Origin of the sequence: Streptomyces sp. CB01580 (assembly GCF_001905795.1) — a bacterium.
Lineage (GTDB): Bacteria > Actinomycetota > Actinomycetes > Streptomycetales > Streptomycetaceae > Streptomyces.
Genome location: NZ_LIXJ01000002.1, coordinates 365,553 through 383,183, shown reverse-complemented (window position 1 = coordinate 383,183; position 17,631 = coordinate 365,553). Strand labels below are relative to the sequence as shown.

Below are 17,631 nucleotides of genomic sequence, written 5' to 3'. Positions count from 1 at the left end.
CACGCGGTACGGCAGTCTGGGATATGGAGGGGCTCATGTCTGATCTTCCCCGGAAAGCGGTCACGCGTACCGCCAAGCTGGCGGCCTTGCCGTTGGGCTTCGCAGGCCGCGCCACCTGGGGCCTGGGCAAGCGGATCGGCGGCAAGTCCGCGGAGCTCGTGGCCCGGGAGGTGCAGCAGCGGACGGCTGATCAGCTCTTCAAGGTGCTGGGCGAGTTGAAGGGCGGCGCGATGAAGCTGGGCCAGGCGCTGTCCGTCTTCGAGTCTGCGCTGCCCGAGGAGGTGGCCGGACCGTACCGCGCAGCGCTCACCAAGCTCCAGGACGCCGCGCCTCCCATGCCCAGCGGCACGGTGCACGAGGTGCTGGCCGCCCGGCTCGGCGAGGACTGGCGGGAGCTGTTCCTGGAGTTCGAGGACAAGCCGTCGGCCGCCGCGTCGATCGGCCAGGTGCACCGGGCGGTGTGGCACGACGGGCGGGACGTCGCGGTGAAGGTGCAGTACCCCGGCGCGGGAGCGGCACTGCTCTCGGACCTGACGCAACTCAGCAGATTCGCCCGGCTGCTCGGTCCGTTGATCCCCGGCATGGACATCAAACCGCTCATCACGGAGTTGCGCGACCGGGTCTCGGAGGAGCTGGACTACGAGCAGGAGGCACGGTCGCAGCAGGCCCACGCCGAGGAGTTCGCGGCCGATCCGGACATGGTGATCCCCGATGTGGTGCACCAGTCCGACCAGGTACTGGTGACGGAGTGGATGGATGGCGTTCCGCTGGCCGACGTGATCGCGAAGGGCACACCCGAGCAGCGTGACCGGGCCGGTCAGTTGCTGGCCCGTTTCCTCTTCTCGGGACCGGCCCGTACCGGGCTGCTGCATGCCGACCCGCATCCGGGCAACTTCCGGCTGCTTCCTCCGGAGGAGGGGACGGACGGGGCCGACGAGTCCGGTGAGAACGCCGGGACCGAGCAGTGGCGGCTCGGGGTACTGGACTTCGGCACGGTGGACCGGCTGCCGGGTGGTCTCCCGCAGCCGATCGGGGACTCGCTGCGGCTGGCACTGGCGGGTGAGGCGCGGGCAGTGTACGAGCTGCTGTGCGAGGAGGGTTTCGTCAAGGAGTCGGCCGATCTCGACGCGGAGGCCGTGCTGGACTACCTTCTCCCGATCATCGAGCCGGCGCAGGTGGAGGAGTTCACCTTCACCCGGAGCTGGATGCGCAACCAGGCGGCACGGATCGGCGATCCGCGCTCCCCCGCCTATCAGCTGGGCAAGCGGTTGAATCTGCCGCCCGCCTATCTGCTGATACATCGGGTGACACTGAGCACGATCGGGGTGCTGTGTCAGCTGGGCGCGACGGTACGGCTGCGTGACGAACTCGAATCCTGGTTGCCGGGATTCCTGTGGGAGTACGAGCAGGAACCCATGGTCGAGGAGGAACCAATGGTCGAGGAGGAACTGGCCGACGACGCGGTCGCCGGGGCGTAGGCGGCGGCCGTCGGCCCGGCCGACACGGCCGAGGACCGGGAGGGGCAGCCGGGGCGGCCGGGCGGAGACGGCAGGACCCGCGGCCTGGCACGCGCGTCCCGGACGTCACCACCAGGCGGAGTCGAGACGGCTCTCGATCGCCCTGATGTGCGTGCGGGCGCATGTGTCGCAGACGTACTGCCGGCTGCCGTTCTCCACGGAACAGGTCCAGGTCGCGGGTGGGGTCTCGCTGTTCACGGACGCGCCGCACAGGGCGCAGGCGACCACCGCGGCGTCCTGCCCGTCGGACCGCTCGTTCCGGGGATGCGTCTCCTCGTCCACCTCGTGACGATAACCCGATGGTCACCGTGGCGCGCCGCACCGCGCGGCGCGGCGCGTACGGCTGCGGGCCGAGGTCCGCGCGCCGAACGACCGTGGGGCCGGCCCGAACGGACCGGCCCCGCGGAAGGGGTACTGAAGAAGGGGTGCTGAAGAACCGGGTGGGGGACCAGGTCCGTCGCCGCCGGGCGGAGCGGTCGCCCGGCGGGGCGGTGCCGGTGAGCGGCCCGGATCAGTGCCCTCCCGCGCTGCTGCCGAGAGGGGTGCTAATGCATGACCGCCATGGCCAGCGCTCGGCGGGCACGCATCGATACGCGCTCGGCCCTGCGCTGCATCCGACGCGCGTTGACCAGGCGCACGGCCCGGCGTTGCGTGTCGGCCTCCCTCATGCGCTCGTGCATATGGGCACGGGCCAGGGCTTCTGGGATGAGTTGCATCTCGCGGGTCCTGTTCTGGCGCGAATCGTTCGCACCGGTGATCGTGACGTTCGGTGTTGCGGAGCCGACGGGCTCATATGTGGGGACGGGCATTGGTGCCTGATTTCGGGGATCGTGGGTGTGGGGACGGTCGATGGTTCCGGTGCGCTTCGTGGGTTTGGGGGCCATGACCCCCAGTGCGGCGGTCACGCCGCGACCGGGTTCTTGCGCGGACGACCCCGAGGCCGCTTTCGGGCGACGACGACGCCCTGGACGAAGAGCTCACCGCCCCAAACACCCCACGGCTCGCGCCGATCCTTGGCGCCGGCGAGGCACGCCTCGACGAGCGGGCAGGTGCGGCAGAGGGACTTGGCGTACTCGACATCGGCCGGCGACTCGGCGAAGAAGACCTCCGGGTCGTAGGAGCGGCAGGGAACGGGTACGTCGAGGTTCTCGATGGCGTCATCGAGCGAGGTGAGCGTGGTGAGGGGGGTCAAGGTGGAGTCCTCCGTGAGGCCGGGCGGCGGGATCGGGTCGGAAAGCGGTACGGACGGGGCGTGCGCTTCGAGTTGCACGGTGGGTGGTGTCCTCGTCTGGTCGTTCCGGCCTGTTGGCCGGAGGGCGGCTGGTACCGGGTGCTGCTTGTCCCGAGGCTCCTTCGCGCTTTCCGTCCGCATGGACGGGCAGGCTGTCCGTCCGTTCGGACAAACAAAAGGGCCGCGGATCCCGAGTGGGGTTCCGCGGCCCTGAAGGCGCCGGCCTGATGCTGAATCAGGCTGGATCACTCCAGGGTTCAGGCCCACGGAAGGCCCACATCGTGTGGTGGTGCGTCGTCTGCTTCTTGGCGCCGGCTTCCACTCCCGCACCGACAGCGGCGAAGGCATAGGCCTGGGCCTGCCCCTTCACTACTGCTGCTGCCGGTGCCTGAGCCGGTCGCTCATTGCGCTCCCGCACGGGGAAGCTCGCGGAGGACAGCGGGCTGACGGCGGACAGACCGGTGCCACGGAGCGAGAAATCGCGGGAGCAGACGAGGCCGAGCGAGCAGGCGGAGACGACCGAGAGATCGGTCATTTTGTTGGTCTTGATGATGCTGATCACTTCAATCGCCTCCTCTCGGCGTCTCGGGGGACCGGCGGACCGATCCTGCGTATTCGAATAAGTACAGCACAGAGCCAGGGCTTCAGAGAAGCCGCTGTCCCTGTGGTTAAGAACCTATGGTGATGACTGGGGCAGGCGCAAACTATTTTTCCGACGAGTTTCCCTCACGCCTCGCCGGAGGCCTCCGGCGTCTCCTCCTCCCCCGTCCCACCTGCGCAAATGGCAAGAACCGCGGTCCCGAAGCGGTTCAGCTTCCGCGTGCCGACACCGGAGATCACCGCCAGTTCGCCCGCGCTGCCCGGCACCGCCTCGGCGATCGCCATCAACGTCTTGTCGGTGAACACGCAATAGGGGGGCTGGCCGATCTCCTTGGCTCTGACGGACCGCCAGTCGCGCAGTCGCTCGTACAACGCCTCGTCCATGTCGGACGGGCAGTCGTCACAGCGCATCAGCTTCATCTCGCCCGCGTCGGTGAGGGTCTTCCCGCAGACCCGGCACCTGGCCGGGCCGCGCCAGGTGCGCCTGGCGACCGGTCCCCGGCGCCGTTCGGCGCCGCCGTCCTCTGCCGCCTCGATGTGCGGACCGCGGGCCGCCGTCCCGGGGCGCAGCCCGGTCAGGAACCTGCTCGGGCGGCGTCCCGCGCGTCCGCCCGGCGAGCGGGCGAGCGACCACGACAGCGAGAGGTGGACACGGGCCCGGGTGATGCCGACATAGAGGAGCCGCCGCTCCTCCTCGATCTGCTCGTCGGTCCTGGCGTAGGCGATCGGCAGCATGCCCTCGGTCAGTCCGACCAGGAACACGGCGTCCCATTCCAGCCCCTTCGCCGAGTGCAGCGAGGCGAGGGTGACTCCCTGGACCGTGGGGGCGTGCTGGGCGGCGGCCCGTTCGTCGAGCTCCGCCACCAGGTCGGAGAGCGTCGCCCCCGGCCTGGCCCGTTCGAAGTCCTCGGCGAGCCGGACCAGGGCGGCGAGGGACTCCCAGCGGTCGCGCACCGCCCCGGAACCCGCGGGCGGCTTCGGTGTCCACCCCTTGGTGGACAGCACCGCGCGCACCTGGGCCGCCAGGTCCTCCGCGTCGTCCAGCAGACGGTCGTTGCCTCCCGCGCGCGCGGCGCCTCGCAGGGCCGTGCCCGCCTCCCGCACCTCCGCCCGTTCGAAGAAGCGCTCCGCGCCGCGCAGCTGGTAGGGCACGCCCGCGTCGGCCAGGGCCTGTTCGTAGACCTCGGACTGGGAGTTGACCCGGTAGAGCACGGCGATCTCGCCGGCCGGGACACCCGTGGCGATCAGGTCGCGGACGCGGCGGGCGGTGCCCTCCGCCTCCGCGGGCTCGTCCGCGTACTCCGTACGGACGGGCTCGGGGCCGGGGTCGCGCTGCGAGATCAGTTCCAACCGGTGCTCGGCGGCACGGCCGCGGGCCTGGCCGAGCAGCCCGTTGGCCAGATGGACGACCTGGGGGGTGGAGCGGTAGTCCCGGACCAGCTTGACGACGGTCGCGTGCGGGTGGCGGCTGCGGAAGCTCAGCAGGTGTTCGGGGGTGGCTCCGGTGAAGGAGTAGATCGTCTGGCTCGCGTCCCCGACGACGCACAGACTGTCCCGCTCCCCGAGCCAGAGGTCGAGCAGCCGTTGCTGGAGGGGGCTGACGTCCTGGTACTCGTCGACCACGAAGTGCTGGTACTGGCGGCGGACGTGCTCGGCGATATCGTGACGGTCCTGGAGGATGGCGACGGTCAGCAGCAGCACGTCCTCGAAGTCGATCACCGCGTGATCACGCTTCAGCTGCTCGTACATGGCGTAGATCTGGGAGATCTCGGCCGGATCGCGCGGGGCGTCCCGATGGGTCCGGGCAACCACGGCCGGATAGTCGGCGGGCACGGTCTGGGTCACCTTGGACCACTCGATCTCGCTCGTGACGTCACGCAGCTCGTTGCGGTCGAGCCGGATGCGGCAACGGGTCGCCGCCTCCGCGACCAACTGGACCTTGCGCTCCAGCAGCCGCGGCAGGTCGCCGCCGACCGCCTTCGGCCAGAAGTACTGGAGCTGGCGCAGCGCGGCGGAGTGGAACGTCCGCGCCTGCACCCCGCCCGCGCCGAGCTGGCGCAGCCGTCCGCGCATCTCGCCCGCGGCCCGATGGGTGAACGTGACGGCGAGCACGCTCGCCGGCTGGAGTATCCCCGCGCGCACCCCGTAGGCGATGCGATGAGTGATCGCACGCGTCTTGCCCGTACCGGCCCCGGCCAGCACACACACCGGGCCGTGCAGGGCCGTGGCGACCTCGCGCTGCTCGGGGTCGAGCCCGTCGAGCACGGCATCGGCCGACTCGGGGACCTGTGGGAAGAGGGAGGAATGCGTTGCTGCTGTCACCCCGCCATGCTGCCAGGTCGCTCCTGACCGGTGCGGAGGTTGTCCACAGGGGCGGTCCGTCCGTCGTACTAATCGCTGCGCTCCGCTCGATCGCGGGGCTCCGTACGGGGCCGGGCCCCGTACAGGGCCGCTGTCGCGGGCCCGGTGTGAGATGTCTCCGGACCGGGCGGTGGCGGGAATGGTGGTCGGCTCGCGTACGTTGCCCATCCGGGCGGACCGAGCAGGACCGCGCAGTCGGACGAGACAGCAGTCGGACGAGACAGAGGAGCGGGAAGAGATGCCGGGCACTGTGACGATGTACAGCACCACGTGGTGCGGCTACTGCCGTCGGCTCAAGAGCCAGATGGACCGCGAGGGCATCGCGTACAACGAGATCAACATCGAGCAGGACCCGGAGTCCGCCGCCTTCGTCGAGAAGGCCAACGGGGGCAACCAGACCGTGCCCACCGTCCTGGTGGTCGGCTCGACGGGCGTCGAGGCCGTCATGACGAACCCGTCCCTGGCCCAGGTGAAGCAGGCGCTCGCCGCCTGATCCGCCGACGCGGCAACGCCCCTCACCGGTGTCGGTGAGGGGCGTTCGCGCGTCCTACGGTCGTCGTCGCGTCTCCGCCGGTCGTCTCGCGTCCGGCAGACGTGCTCAGCCGACGCTGCCCGGCTTGGGAAGCGGCTTTCCGTACCACATCTCGATCAGGCGGGACGCGATCGAGATGCCGTACGGGGGCACGACCTCGCCCGATTCGAAGGCCGCGGTCAGTTCCTCGCGGGAGAACCAGCGGGCTTCCTCGATCTCCTCGCCGTCCACGTCGATCTCGGCGGAGGACGCCCGGGCCATGAAGCCGAGCATCAGGCTGGACGGGAACGGCCAGGGCTGGCTGGCGACGTACTCGACCTCGTCGACCGTGATGCCCGCCTCCTCGAAGACCTCGCGGGCCACGGACTGCTCGATCGACTCCCCCGGCTCGACGAACCCCGCGAGCGTGGAGAAGCGGCCCTCGGGCCAGTGCACCTGACGGCCGAGCAGCGCGCGGTCCTGGTCGTCCGTCACCAGCATGATGACCGCGGGGTCGGTGCGCGGGTAGTGCTCGGCGCCGCAGGCCGGGCAGCGGCGGATGTGGCCGGCCGCCGCGATGACCGTGCGCTCCCCGCAGCGCGAGCAGAAGCGGTGCAGGCGCTGCCAGTTCTCCAGGGCCACCGCGTGCACCATCAGTCCGGCGTCCCGGGGGCCGAGCAGCATCCCGGCCTCGCGCAGTCCGGCCGGGCGGGCCGGCTGGTCCATGCGGCCGGGCAACGAGTCCTTCTGGAGCGCGAAGTAGCTGACGCCGTCCGCGTCGGTGCCCAGGAAGTAGCGGTGGGTCTCGGTGAGCGGGGCCTCGAAGGCCGGTGTCATGACGATCTCCGTACCGCCGTCGGCGGTGTCGTCGATCAGCACCTGTCCGCCGGACACGACGAAGACGCGCGTGGTCGGGTGGCTCCACGCGGCGGCCAGCCATGCCTCGTCGAGGCGGTGGTGCGCCGCGCGGTCGATGCCGCTGGGCGCCGTGAGACCGATGGGCCGGTCCGTGACGGCGTTGTCGAAGGTGCTCACAGGTGCTTCCTACTCCCCGGGACGGTTCGGGTGTTCAGCGGGCTCGGCGAAAAGCTCAACGGAGTGCCTCGGCCAGCTCGCCCCAGAGGTGGGCGGTCGTCTCCACGCCCTTGAACAGCAGGTCCAGTTCGACCTTCTCGTTGGGGGCGTGCCAGCCGTCGGAGGGGACGGAGATGCCGAGGAAGAGAACGGGGGCGCCGAGGACGTCCTGCAGGTCGGCGGCGGGCCCCGAGCCTCCTTCGCGGGTGAAGAGGATCTTCTGGCCGAAGGCCCGTCCCATCGCGCGTGAGACCGCTCGCAGGGCGGGGTGGTCCAGCGGCGTGAGGCAGGGGCGAGTGGCCGGGGAGAAGGTGATCCGGTGCCGGATGCCGGCCGGGATCCGGGCCTCGGCCCAGGCGCGGACCACCTGCTGGATGTGGTCGGGGTCCTGGCCCGCGACCAGCCGGAAACTGATCTTCACCAGGGCGGAGGAGGGGATGATCGTCTTGCTGCCCGCGCCCTGGTAGCCGCCGCCGATGCCATTGACCTCGGCGGTGGGACGGGCCCAGACGCGTTCCAGCGTGGAGTAGCCGGCCTCTCCGGACGCCGACCGGGACCTGGCGGTGCGCAGCCAGCTCGCTTCGTCGAAGGGGAGTTCGGCGAAGAGTGCGCGCTCGGCCGCGGTGAGTTCCGTCACGCCGTCGTAGAAGCCGGGTATCGCGATCCGGCCGTCCGCGTCGTGCAGCGCGGCGACGAGCCGGGCCACGGCGGTCGCGGGGTTGGGGACGGCGCCGCCGAACGAACCGGAGTGGATGTCCTGCTCGGGGCCGTACAGCTCGATCTCGCACTCGGCGAGGCCGCGCATGCCCGTACAGACCGTGGGGGTGTTCTCGTCCCACATGCCGGTGTCGGAGACGATCACGGCGTCGGCGGCGAGGCGGGCGGCCCGTTCCTCGACCAGGGCGCGGAAGTGCGGCGAACCGGACTCCTCCTCGCCCTCGATCAGCAGCTTGAGGTTGACGGCGGGGGCGGTACGGCCGGTGGCGGCGAGGTGGGCCCGCACACCGAGGGTGTGGAAGAACACCTGCCCCTTGTCGTCGGCGGCGCCCCGCCCGTACATGCGGCCGTCGCGGATCACGGGCTCGAACGGGTCGGTGTCCCAGCCGTCCTCGCGGGCCGCGGGCTGCACGTCGTGATGCCCGTAGACGAGGACGGTCGGGGCGTCCGGATCGCCGGACGGCCACTCGGCGAAGACGGCGGGGGCGCCGGGGGTGTCCCAGATCTCGGTGACCGGGAAGCCGGTCTCCCGCAGCTTGGCGGACAGCCACTCGGCGCTGCGCCGTACGTCCCCGTCGTGCTCCGGCTGGGCGGACACGGACGGGATGCGCAGCCAGGAGGCGAGGTCGTCGAGGAAGGCTGTGCGGTGCTGCTCGGTGTACGTGTGGACGGCGCTGTCCGGGGTGTCGCTCATGGTGTCGAGCCTATCGGCCGTCGGGAGGTGGCTCGTCCAGCAGGATCCGCTCCAGTTCCGCCCGGCCCGGGAGCCGGGCGGGCCGTACGGTCTCGCCGCTGCGCACGTACAGGAACGTGGCCGTGACGGCGGTGAGGGGCAGGTCGTGCAGTTCGGCCCAGGCCAGGCGGTAGATCGCGAGCTGGAGGGGGTCGGCGGTGCGGGTGCGGGTGGTCTTCCAGTCGACGATCTCGTACGTGTCCTCCCCGGTGCGGTAAACGGCGTCGATCCGGCCCCTGATCACCCGGCCCGCGAGGGTGATCTGGAACGGGGTCTCCACGCGGTGGGGAGTGCGGCGGGCGTACGGGGTGCGCTCGAACGCCTCCTTGAGCGCGGCGAGATCCCGCTCGTCGGCGATCTCGGCCTCGCTCTCGTCGCCGCCGGGCAGCTCGTCCGGACCGAGCATGGGCAGCGGAAGCTCCTCGAAGCGGGACTCCACCCAGGCATGGAACCGGGTGCCGCGGCGGGCCGCGGGCTGTGGCGGCCTCGGCATGGGGCGGGCCAGCTCCCGCGCGAAGCCGTCGGGGTCGTCCGCGAGCTTCAGCAGCTGGGTGGCGGAGAGCGTGGGGGGTACGAGGACATCGCGCACGGTGGCGCGGGCGCGGCGCAGTTCACCGGCGAGGGTGTCGAGGTCGCGGTCCCAGGAGGCCAGCACGCGGAGCTCCTCCGGGGTGAGGCGGTGCGCCCCGGGGGTGCGGCGTGGTTCGGGAGGACGGGGGGTCTCCTCGGCGTGCTCGGGGGCCCGGGCCGCCGGGACGGAGGCGGCGGTGCCCGGCGCGGAGGCGGGTGCAAAGGCCGGTGCGGGCGGGCGCTCCGTCGACAGGGCGTCCCAGTCGTCGGCCCAGTCCTCGGCCCCGTCGGGGCAGGTCTCGTCGGGATACGCCCCCTCGGGGTACGCATCCTCCGAAGACGTCTCGTCCGGATACGCCTCGTCGGCGGGGAGGGGGGCGTTCCCGCACGGGGCGTCGTACGGATCCGGGGCGGCGGCCCGCGTCCCGTGTGCATCCGGGTCGGCCTCCGCCGAGGTCAGGGCGTCCAGATGTGCCAGGACCGTTTCGGCGGCGGCCCTGCGGCGGATCAGCGCGGTGTCGTCGAGGGGCAGCGGCCATGCCCGGTCGGTCTGCTTCTCCTCCAGCGCGGGGTTCTCCTCGCCCTCGGCCGGTTCGTCGGCCCATGCCTCGATCTCGCCGTGTCCGGCCGCGCAGTGCTCGTACAGCGCGTGCAGGAAGGCGGACGGGCCGCGCGGCTTCTTCTGGGTCGGCCCCCACCAGTGGCCGGAACCCAGCAGCAGCGAACGGGGCCGGGTGAAGGTCACGTAGCCCAGACGGAGCTCCTCGGTGTGCTGATGCTCCTTCATCGCCTCCTTGAACCCCTTGAGCCCCTTGGCGTCCGGGGAGTCGAGGGCGGGGAGCGTGGCCGTGTCGCCGCGCAGGGCGTGCGGCAGGACCTGGGGCTGGGACGTCCAGGCGTCGCGGGACTGGCCGCTGGGGAACTGACCGGCGACCAGTCCTGGCACCGCGACGACGTCCCACTCCAGGCCCTTGGACTTGTGCGCGGTGAGGACCTTGACAGTGTTCTCGCCGCCGGGCAGGGCGTTGTCCAGGCCCTTCTCGTACTGGACGGCGGTGCGCAGGAAGCCCAGGAAGGCGAGGAGCGTGGCCTCTCCCTCGACGGCGGCGAAGCGGGCGGCCACGTCGAGGAAGTTGGCCAGCGTCTCGCGGCGGCGGGCGGCCAGCGCGTGCGGCGACGCGGAGAGCTCGACCTCCAGGCCGGTGGTGGCGAGGACCCGGTGCAGTACGTCCATGAGGGGATCGGCCAGGGAGCGGCGCAGGTCGCGCAGTTCGGCTGCCAGGTGGGCGAAGCGGACCCGGGCCTCGGCGGAGAACGGCAGCCCGTCGTCCGCCTCGCCGCCCGATTCGAGGAAGGTGTCCAGCGCGTCGGCGAGCGAGATCACTTCGGCCGGGTCGGTGCCTTCGACGGCCTCGGCGAGGCGCCGGTCGGGATCGGGACCGTCCTCGTCGCCGTGGCCCGCGCGGTGCACGAGAAGGCGGGCGCGGCGGCCGAGAAGGGCCAGGTCCCGGGGGCCGATCCGCCAGCGGGGGCCGGTGAGCAACCGGACCAGGGAGGCGTTGGCCCCCGGGTCCTGGAGGACCTCGCAGACCGCGACGAGGTCGGCGACCTCGGGCAGGTGGAGCAGCCCGGAGAGGCCGACGACCTCGACCGGGACGTCACGGGCCACCAGCGCGGCGTGGATCTCCGGGAAGTCGCCCGCGGTGCGGCACAGGACGGCGATCTCGCCGGGGCGCTTGTCGGTCCTGACGAGGTGGGCGACGGAGTCGGCGATCCAGCCGATCTCCTCCTCGTGGGTGCGGAGCAGGGCACAGCGGACGGTGCCGTCGCGCTCGGCGCCCGGGGCCGGGCGCAGGGCCTCGACGCCCTCGTGCATGGCGCGCAGGGGCGCGGCGAGGCCGTTGGCGAGGTGGAGGAGCCGGCCGCCGCTGCGACGGTTCTCGCTGAGGGAGTAGCGGGTGGCGGGGGTGCCGTCGGCGTGCGGGAAGTGGAGCGGGAAGTCGTCGAGGTTGGCGACGGAGGCGCCTCGCCAGCCGTAGATCGCCTGGCAGGGGTCTCCCACGGCGGTGACCGCGTGGCCGGTCGGCGTCGCGTCCGCCGCCTGCCCGTGGCCGTTCCCCGCCTGCCCGTGGCCGGTCGGCGTCATGTCCGCCGTCTGCTGGTGGCCGTTCTCCGTCCGTCCGTGGCCGTTCACCGTCGCGTCCGCCCATGTGGTCCCCGCCGCTTCCGTCCGCGCGGTCCGCGTCGCCCCTGTTCCTGCGGTCGCCGACGCCGCGTCTGGTCCGCGGCCGAAGAGGGCGGAGAGCAGGAGCCGTTGGGCGACCGAGGTGTCCTGGTACTCGTCGAGCAGCACGACCCGGAACTCGTCGCGCAGGATCGTGCCGACCTCGGGGCGGGTCAGTGCCAGTTGGGCGGAGAGCGCGATCTGGTCGCCGAAGTCGAGGAGGTCGCGGCTCCTCTTGGCCTCGCGATAGCGCCGGGTCAGGTCCAGCAGCTCGCGGCGGGCCCGCGCGGTCTCGGGGATCTTGCGCAGCTCGGCGTTGGTGAGCCGGGCCGTTTCGAGCGTGTGGAGCAGATCGGTGTCGTACTCCGCCAGTTCCTCGGGCCGCACGAGGTGCTCGGCCAGTTCGGCGTCGAGGGCCAGCAGATCGCTGACCAGTGTGGCGAACGACCTGGTCAGGGCCGGATACGGACCGGGGGCGGCGCGCAGTACGCGAGCGGCGAGCTGGTAGCGGGTGGCGTCGGCGAGGAGGCGTGTGGTGGGCTCCAGCCCGATGCGCAGTCCGTGCTCGGTGAGGAGCCGGCCGGCGAACGCGTGGTAGGTGGAGATGCTCGGCTCGCCGGGCGGGTCGTCCGGATCGATGACGTCCGGGTCGGTGACACCGGCGGCCACGAGGGCCTTGCGGACGCGTTCGGCGAGCTCGCCCGCCGCCTTGTTGGTGAAGGTGAGCCCGAGGACCTGCTCGGGAGCGACCTGTCCCGTCCCCACGAGCCACACCACGCGCGCGGCCATCACCGTGGTCTTCCCCGACCCGGCTCCGGCGACGATCACCTGTGGGGCGGGCGGCGCGGTGATGCAGGCCGTCTGCTCCGGGGTGAACGGGATCCCTAGGAGTTCCTTCAGCTGCTCGGGATCGGTGATACGTGGGGGCACCCGATCGAGGCTAACCGGCCCCACCGACAACGTACGGCGCCAAGCCCTTCGATCCCCGTCGGAACCAGTCGGAACCAGTCGGAACCAGTCGGAACCAGTCGGACCCCGGCGCCCCTGGTCGAGCCGTGCCGACCACGACTGAGCCCTGCCCGGTTGCTATCGATCGCTACCGGTCGTATCCGAGCACCGACCGGTCGCCGTCGGGCAATGCCGCTCATTCCACGATGTGGCGACCCTCCGGCTGCGCGCTGCACGAGGCGCGGAAGGCGCAGTGCGTGCAGTGTCCGCCCGTCGTGGGGGCGAACCGTTCGTCCAGGACCCGGCCGGCCGCCGTGGCCAGCAGATCGGACACCCACTCGCCGGAGAGCGGCTCCTGGGCCTGCACCTTCGGCAGGGTGTCGCCGCCCTCCTTCTTCGGGGCCGGCTGACGCAGTTGTACGAGTTCGGCACCGCCCGGTTCGGGGCGGCGGCCGTCGAAGGCGTCGTCGACCGCTCCTTCCCGCACGGCCAGCTGGTACACGGCGAGCTGGGGGTGACGGGCGACCTCGTCCTTGGTGGGCGACTGCTTGCCGGTCTTGAAGTCGACGACGTACGCCCGGCCCTCGGCGTCCCGCTCGACCCGGTCCATGGAACCGCGGATGCGTACCCGGTACTCCCCCGCCTCCAGGGTCACGTCGAAGTCGTGCTCGCTCGCGGCATGGGTGCGTCCGGCGCGGTCCATGACGTGCCAGCGCAGGAAGCGTTCGAGGGCGATCCGGGCCTGTTCCTTCTCCTGCCGGGACTTCCAGGGGGCGTCGAAGGCGAGACCGTCCCAGACCGAGTCCAGCCGTTCCATCAGGACGGCCAGGTCGGCGGGGGTGCGCCCGGATGCGACCTCGTCGGCGAGCACGTGCAGGACGTTGCCGAAGCCCTGGGCCGCGGTCGCCGGGGCGTCCGCCTTGACCTCGCGACCGAGGAACCACTGGAGCGCGCAGGTGTTGGCGAGCTGGTCCAGGGCGCTTCCGGAGAGGGCCACGGGCCGGTCCCGGTCGCGGAGCGGGACGGTGGAACGGGTCGGCTCGTTCAGGCCCCACCAGCGGTGCGGATGGGCCGCGGGCACCAGGGGCCGGCCCTCGTCGTCGGAGAGCGCGGCGAGCCGGGCGAGGCGGCGGGCGGCTTCCTCGCGCAGTGCCTCGGATGCGTCCGGGTCGACGGCGCGGGCGCGGAGCTCGGCGACGAGCGCGGCGACGGAGAGGGGGCGGCGCGGGCGGCCGGTGACGTCGCGCGGTTCGACACCGAGTTCCGTGAGGAAGCGGGACGGCTGGTCGCCGTCGTCGGAGGGCGCCTTGACCGCGGTGACGACGAGGCGTTCGCGGGCACGGGTCGCGGCGACGTAGAAGAGGCGGCGTTCCTCGGCGAGCAGGGCGCCGGGGGTGAGCGGCTCGGCCAGGCCGTCGCGGCCGATCCGGTCCGCTTCGAGCAGCGAGCCCCGGCGACGCAGGTCCGGCCAGAGCCCCTCCTGCAGGCTCGCGACGACGACCAGGCGCCACTGCAGGCCCTTGGAGCGGTGTGCGGTCATCAGCCGTACGGCGTCGGGGCGCAGCGCGCGCCGGGACAGGGTGTCGGCGGCGATGTCCTGGGCGTCCACTTCTTCCAGGAAGTTGAGCGCGCCGCGTCCGCCGGTGCGTTCCTCGGCGCGGGCGGCGGTCTCGAAGAGCGCGCAGACGGCGTCGAGGTCACGGTCGGCGTTGCGCCCGCCCGCTCCCCCGCGCAGCGCGGCGCGTTCCAGGCGCGTCGGCCACGGGGTGCCCGCCCACAGCTCCCACAGCGCCTCCTCCGCCGTACCGCCGCCTTCGAGCAGCTCGCGCGCCTTGCGCAGGAGCGCGCCGAGGCGCTGGGCTCCGCGGGCGTACGCCGGGTCGTGCGTGACGAGCCGTTCGGGTTCGGCGAGGGCGCGGGCCAGCAGGTCGCCGGAGGGGGGCGGTACGCGGTTCCCGGCGGCCCGCTCCTCGTCGCGCAGGGCCCGGCCGAGGCGGCGCAGGTCGGCCGCGTCCATGGAACCGAGGGGGGAGGTCAGGAGGGACAGTGCGGTCTCGGTGTCCAGCCAGGACACCGCCGGTGCCTCTGGTGCCGCCGGTGACGCCGGTTGCTCCGGTGCCTGCGGTTCCTCTGGTGCCGCCGGTGACGCCAGTTGCTCCGGTGCCTGCGGTTCCTCCGGTGCCTCTGCAGCCTCTGCTGCCTCTGGTGCCTCTGGTGTCTGCGGTTCCTCCGGTGCCTCTGCTGCCTCCGGTGCCTCCGGTGCCTCCGGTGCCTCTGCTGCCTCTGCTGCCTCTGCTGCCTCTGCTGCCTCTGGCATCTCGCATGGCTCCGACGTCGGGGGCGCCGTGTGCGCCTCCGACGCCCCTGACACCCCTGGTGCCTCTGGCACGCCTGGCACCTCTGGCGTCCCTGATACCGCCGCTGTCACCGAGGCCGCCGACGCCTCGCCCGAGACATCCGCACCCCGGGCATCCGCGCCCGGCGCACCCCGGAGCAGTGCCGCCGTGGCGACCGCGCGCAGGGCGGTCAGGAGGGGCGCGACCGCCGGTTCATGGCGCAGGGGGAGATCGTCCCCGTCGACCTCCAGGGGGACCCCGGCCGAGGTCAGGGCCCGGCGGAGCGAGGGGATCGTGCGGCCCCCGGCCCGTACGAGCACCGCCATCTCGCTCCACGGAACGCCGTCCTCCAGATGCGCCCGGCGCAGCAGATCGGCGATGTTGTCCAGCTCGGTGGAGGCGGTCGGGTAGGTGTACGCCTCCACCTCGCCGCCCTCGTGGACGGCGGCGAGATCCCGGTGGGCGCGGACCTGCTCCGCGGGCAGCCGGGGCAGCGGCATCCGGCGGGTGAGCAGCCGGGTGGCCTCCAGCAACCGGCCGCCGGAACGGCGCGAAGTCGTGAGGACGGCGACCGGGGCCGGAGTGCCGTCCGCCCGGCGGAACGTCTCCGGGAAGTCCAGGATGCCGTTCACATCGGCCCCCCGGAACGCGTAGATCGACTGGTCGGGGTCACCGAAGGCGATCAGGTCCCGGCCGTTCCCGTCCCTCCGGCCGCCTCCGCCTCCCGGGCCGCCCGCGGCCCCGTGCCCGGGCCCCGTTCCCCGGACGCTCCCGGTGCCCTGATTCCCGGCCAGCGCGTGCAGCAGCCGTACCTGTGACGGGTCCGTGTCCTGGTACTCGTCGACGAACACCGCGTCGTACCGCTCCGTCAGCCATGCCGCCACCTCGGGGCGCTCCGCGAGCAGCACGGCCCGGTGGACCAGCTCCGCGTAGTCCAGCACCCCCTGGGCGTCCAGCACGTCCAGGTACTCGGCCAGGAACCGGGCCGCCGCGCCCCAGTCCGGCCGGCCGGTGCGGCGGGCGAAGGCTGCCAGGGCGTCCGGGCCGAGGCCCAGTTCACGGCTGCGAGCGAGCACCGCCCGCACCTCGTCCGCGAAACCGCGCGTGGTCAGGCAGGCCCGCAGCTCGTCGGGCCAGCGGATGTGCGGGAAGCCGTCCTTCTCCAGTTCGAGCTGGCCGGCCAGCAGCTCGCGGACGGTGACGTCCTGCTCCGGGCCGGAGAGCAGCCGCGTCGGTTCGGCGAAGAGGTCGGCGTCCTGGTGTGCGCGGACCAGGGCGTAACAGAAGGAGTGGAACGTGGTGGCCTGCGGACTGCGGGCGGCCCCCATCCGGACGGCCATCCGGTCGCGCAGTTCCACGGCGGCCTTGCGACTGAAGGTGAGGACCAGGACGCGGGCGGGATCGCGGCCGCTCGCCACCCGGGCTGCGACCGCCTCGACGAGCGTGGTCGTCTTGCCGGTACCGGGGCCGGCGAGCACCAGGAGCGGCCCTCCGGGGTGGTCAACCACCGCACGCTGCGCCGCGTCCAGAAGAGGGGGGTCCACGGGACCCGGCGGGGTGCGCACCAGTCGGAACGCGCCCGTGGTCCGCTGTCGTGCCTCACGGTGCGGACTGTGTCGGGTGGTGGAGGAGTTCACGTGGATCGCCGGTCCTGGTGGATGTACGGGTGGGGGCGGGTGGGTGTGCGGGTGACGAGGGTGCGGCGCGTGCCGCGGACCGACGACGCTACGCCAGTGAGGGCGCGGAGCGGCGCGGGCCGACTGCGCGACTCGTCACGTTACGCACCACAATCGGGCTCGCCCCGCGTGTACGCGTCGCACCACGCGCCACTGCGGCCCGCGCGCCGGCCCACGTCACCTCGCGCGTCGCATCAGGCGCGTCGGTCCGCGTGGCGGGCGCGGCGGCGCTGCCCGTCGGCCATCGCACCGTGTTGCACATCACGCGCGCCGCTGTACGCCCCGCCGACACCCCCACCGTGTCGCACGTCACGTACGCGGGCGTACGCCCCGTCGCATTCCGTGTTCCGCCGGTCTCTCCAGGCATCCGCGCGGGTCCCCCGCCGAATGTCGGACGGATCGCACGGGCCCGGCGACGCCCGTTGCGCCCCCGAATGGCCGAAGCTGTCAGATGTGAGCACCTCTGTCCTCTTCCCCGCCCGCGTCGGCATCGCCGATGACGCCGTCCCACCGCGCCCGCTTCATGTCGAGGCGCGGCAGATGGCCCTCCGCGTCGCGCGGCGCCTCGCGCAGCGGGGTGTCCTCCTCGCGGTAGTGGTCCAGTGCGCGCAGTTCGTGGCCGGGCAGCAGCGCCCCGTCGGCCCGCACCACACGCCACCACGGCACGGCGCCCCCGTACAGCGCCATGACCCGGCCGACCTGGCGGGGACCGCCGTCCCCCAGCCATTCGGCGATGTCGCCGTAGGTCATGACACGGCCGGGCGGGATCAGGTCGGCGACGTCGAGCACCCGCTCCGCGTACTCCGGGATCCGGTCGGCATGCTCCGGGGTCCCGTCGGCCGCCCGAGCGTCGCCCGTCGCGGCGCCGCCCGGTCCCTCACCACGCGACCCTCCGGCGGCCGGCCCTTCGCCACGCGATCTCCCGGCGCCCGTTTCGTCCGTGCCCGTCCCCTCGGCACCTGTCCGGTGTTGGCTCATCCGAGCCATCCTGCCGTACGCCACCGACAGCCCGCTCCGACCGGCGTGCGCCCGCTCACAAGGCGTGCACGCGAGGGCAAAGGAGCGTATGTTGCGCTTCGCGTGTCCGCGCGGTGCACCCTGATTCCCTTCTCTGTCGCCGGGCCGTGCCACCA

At 72.5% G+C, this 17,631-nt stretch carries 12 protein-coding genes; 2 read left to right on the top strand and 10 right to left on the bottom strand.

The features are described 5' to 3' along the window. Nucleotides 1-35: 35 nt before the first annotated feature. Nucleotides 36-1,478, top strand: a complete 1,443-nt coding sequence (locus AMK22_RS04175) for an ABC1 kinase family protein (RefSeq protein ID WP_073781837.1) — start codon at nt 36-38, stop codon at nt 1,476-1,478. 105 nt (nt 1,479-1,583) lie between these two features. On the opposite strand, the gene AMK22_RS04170 is transcribed toward AMK22_RS04175, so the two are convergent. From AMK22_RS04170 to AMK22_RS04150, 5 genes are all read right to left on the bottom strand, one after another. Then, nucleotides 1,584-1,799: a hypothetical protein gene (locus tag AMK22_RS04170; RefSeq protein WP_073781836.1), complete on the bottom strand. Its 216-nt coding sequence runs from the start codon at nt 1,797-1,799 to the stop codon at nt 1,584-1,586. A 263-nt stretch (nt 1,800-2,062) separates the two neighbouring features. After that, nucleotides 2,063-2,422, bottom strand: coding sequence for a hypothetical protein (locus tag AMK22_RS04165; RefSeq protein WP_242433824.1), 360 nt, complete (start codon nt 2,420-2,422; stop codon nt 2,063-2,065). Next, complete coding sequence (locus tag AMK22_RS04160) at nt 2,419-2,787, bottom strand: WhiB family transcriptional regulator (protein WP_073781835.1); 369 nt, start codon at nt 2,785-2,787, stop codon at nt 2,419-2,421. The genes AMK22_RS04165 and AMK22_RS04160 overlap by 4 nt, the downstream gene beginning before the upstream one ends. A 196-nt stretch (nt 2,788-2,983) precedes the next feature. Beyond that, the gene (locus tag AMK22_RS04155) at nt 2,984-3,310 is read right to left on the bottom strand and encodes a hypothetical protein (protein ID WP_073781834.1); all 327 of its coding nucleotides are present in this window, start codon (nt 3,308-3,310) and stop codon (nt 2,984-2,986) included. A 164-nt stretch (nt 3,311-3,474) separates the two neighbouring features. Beyond that, a complete protein-coding gene (locus AMK22_RS04150) occupies nt 3,475-5,670 on the bottom strand; it encodes an ATP-dependent DNA helicase UvrD2 (RefSeq protein WP_073781833.1) in 2,196 nt (731 codons plus the stop codon). Nucleotides 5,671-5,947: 277 nt separating this feature from the next. On the opposite strand from AMK22_RS04150, the gene AMK22_RS04145 reads away from it, so the two are divergent. Beyond that, nucleotides 5,948-6,202, top strand: coding sequence for a mycoredoxin (locus AMK22_RS04145; protein WP_073781832.1), 255 nt, complete (start codon nt 5,948-5,950; stop codon nt 6,200-6,202). Between the two features lie 105 nt (nt 6,203-6,307). Here the strand turns inward: AMK22_RS04145 and nudC are convergent, their stop codons facing one another. The 5 genes from nudC to AMK22_RS39935 all read right to left on the bottom strand — a co-directional run bounded on the left by nudC (nt 6,308) and on the right by AMK22_RS39935 (nt 17,308). Next, on the bottom strand, nt 6,308-7,255 hold the full coding sequence (gene nudC, locus AMK22_RS04140; RefSeq protein ID WP_073781831.1) for an NAD(+) diphosphatase: 948 nt from the start codon (nt 7,253-7,255) through the stop codon (nt 6,308-6,310). A gap of 55 nt (nt 7,256-7,310) precedes the next feature. Further along, nucleotides 7,311-8,705 carry a dipeptidase gene (locus tag AMK22_RS04135; protein ID WP_073781830.1) on the bottom strand — a complete coding sequence of 465 codons (1,395 nt, stop codon included), beginning with the start codon at nt 8,703-8,705 and terminating at the stop codon, nt 7,311-7,313. 10 nt (nt 8,706-8,715) lie between these two features. Continuing rightward, on the bottom strand, nt 8,716-12,468 hold the full coding sequence (locus AMK22_RS04130; protein ID WP_073781829.1) for an ATP-dependent helicase: 3,753 nt from the start codon (nt 12,466-12,468) through the stop codon (nt 8,716-8,718). A 214-nt stretch (nt 12,469-12,682) separates the two neighbouring features. Beyond that, nucleotides 12,683-16,366, bottom strand: coding sequence for an ATP-dependent helicase (locus AMK22_RS04125; RefSeq protein WP_073781995.1), 3,684 nt, complete (start codon nt 16,364-16,366; stop codon nt 12,683-12,685). 579 nt (nt 16,367-16,945) lie between these two features. Further along, entirely contained in the window at nt 16,946-17,308 is a 363-nt protein-coding gene (locus AMK22_RS39935) for an MGMT family protein (protein WP_073781994.1), read from the bottom strand. Between the last annotated feature and the right edge of the window lie 323 nt (nt 17,309-17,631).

Excerpts from the sequence above, each read along its gene's own strand:
- AMK22_RS04175 (WP_073781837.1), top strand. The coding sequence starts at position 36 with ATGTCTGATCTTCCCCGGAAAGCGGTCACGCGTACCGCCAAGCTGGCG.
- AMK22_RS04145 (WP_073781832.1), top strand. The coding sequence starts at position 5,948 with ATGCCGGGCACTGTGACGATGTACAGCACCACGTGGTGCGGCTACTGC.
- AMK22_RS04135 (WP_073781830.1), bottom strand. The coding sequence starts at position 8,705 with ATGAGCGACACCCCGGACAGCGCCGTCCACACGTACACCGAGCAGCAC.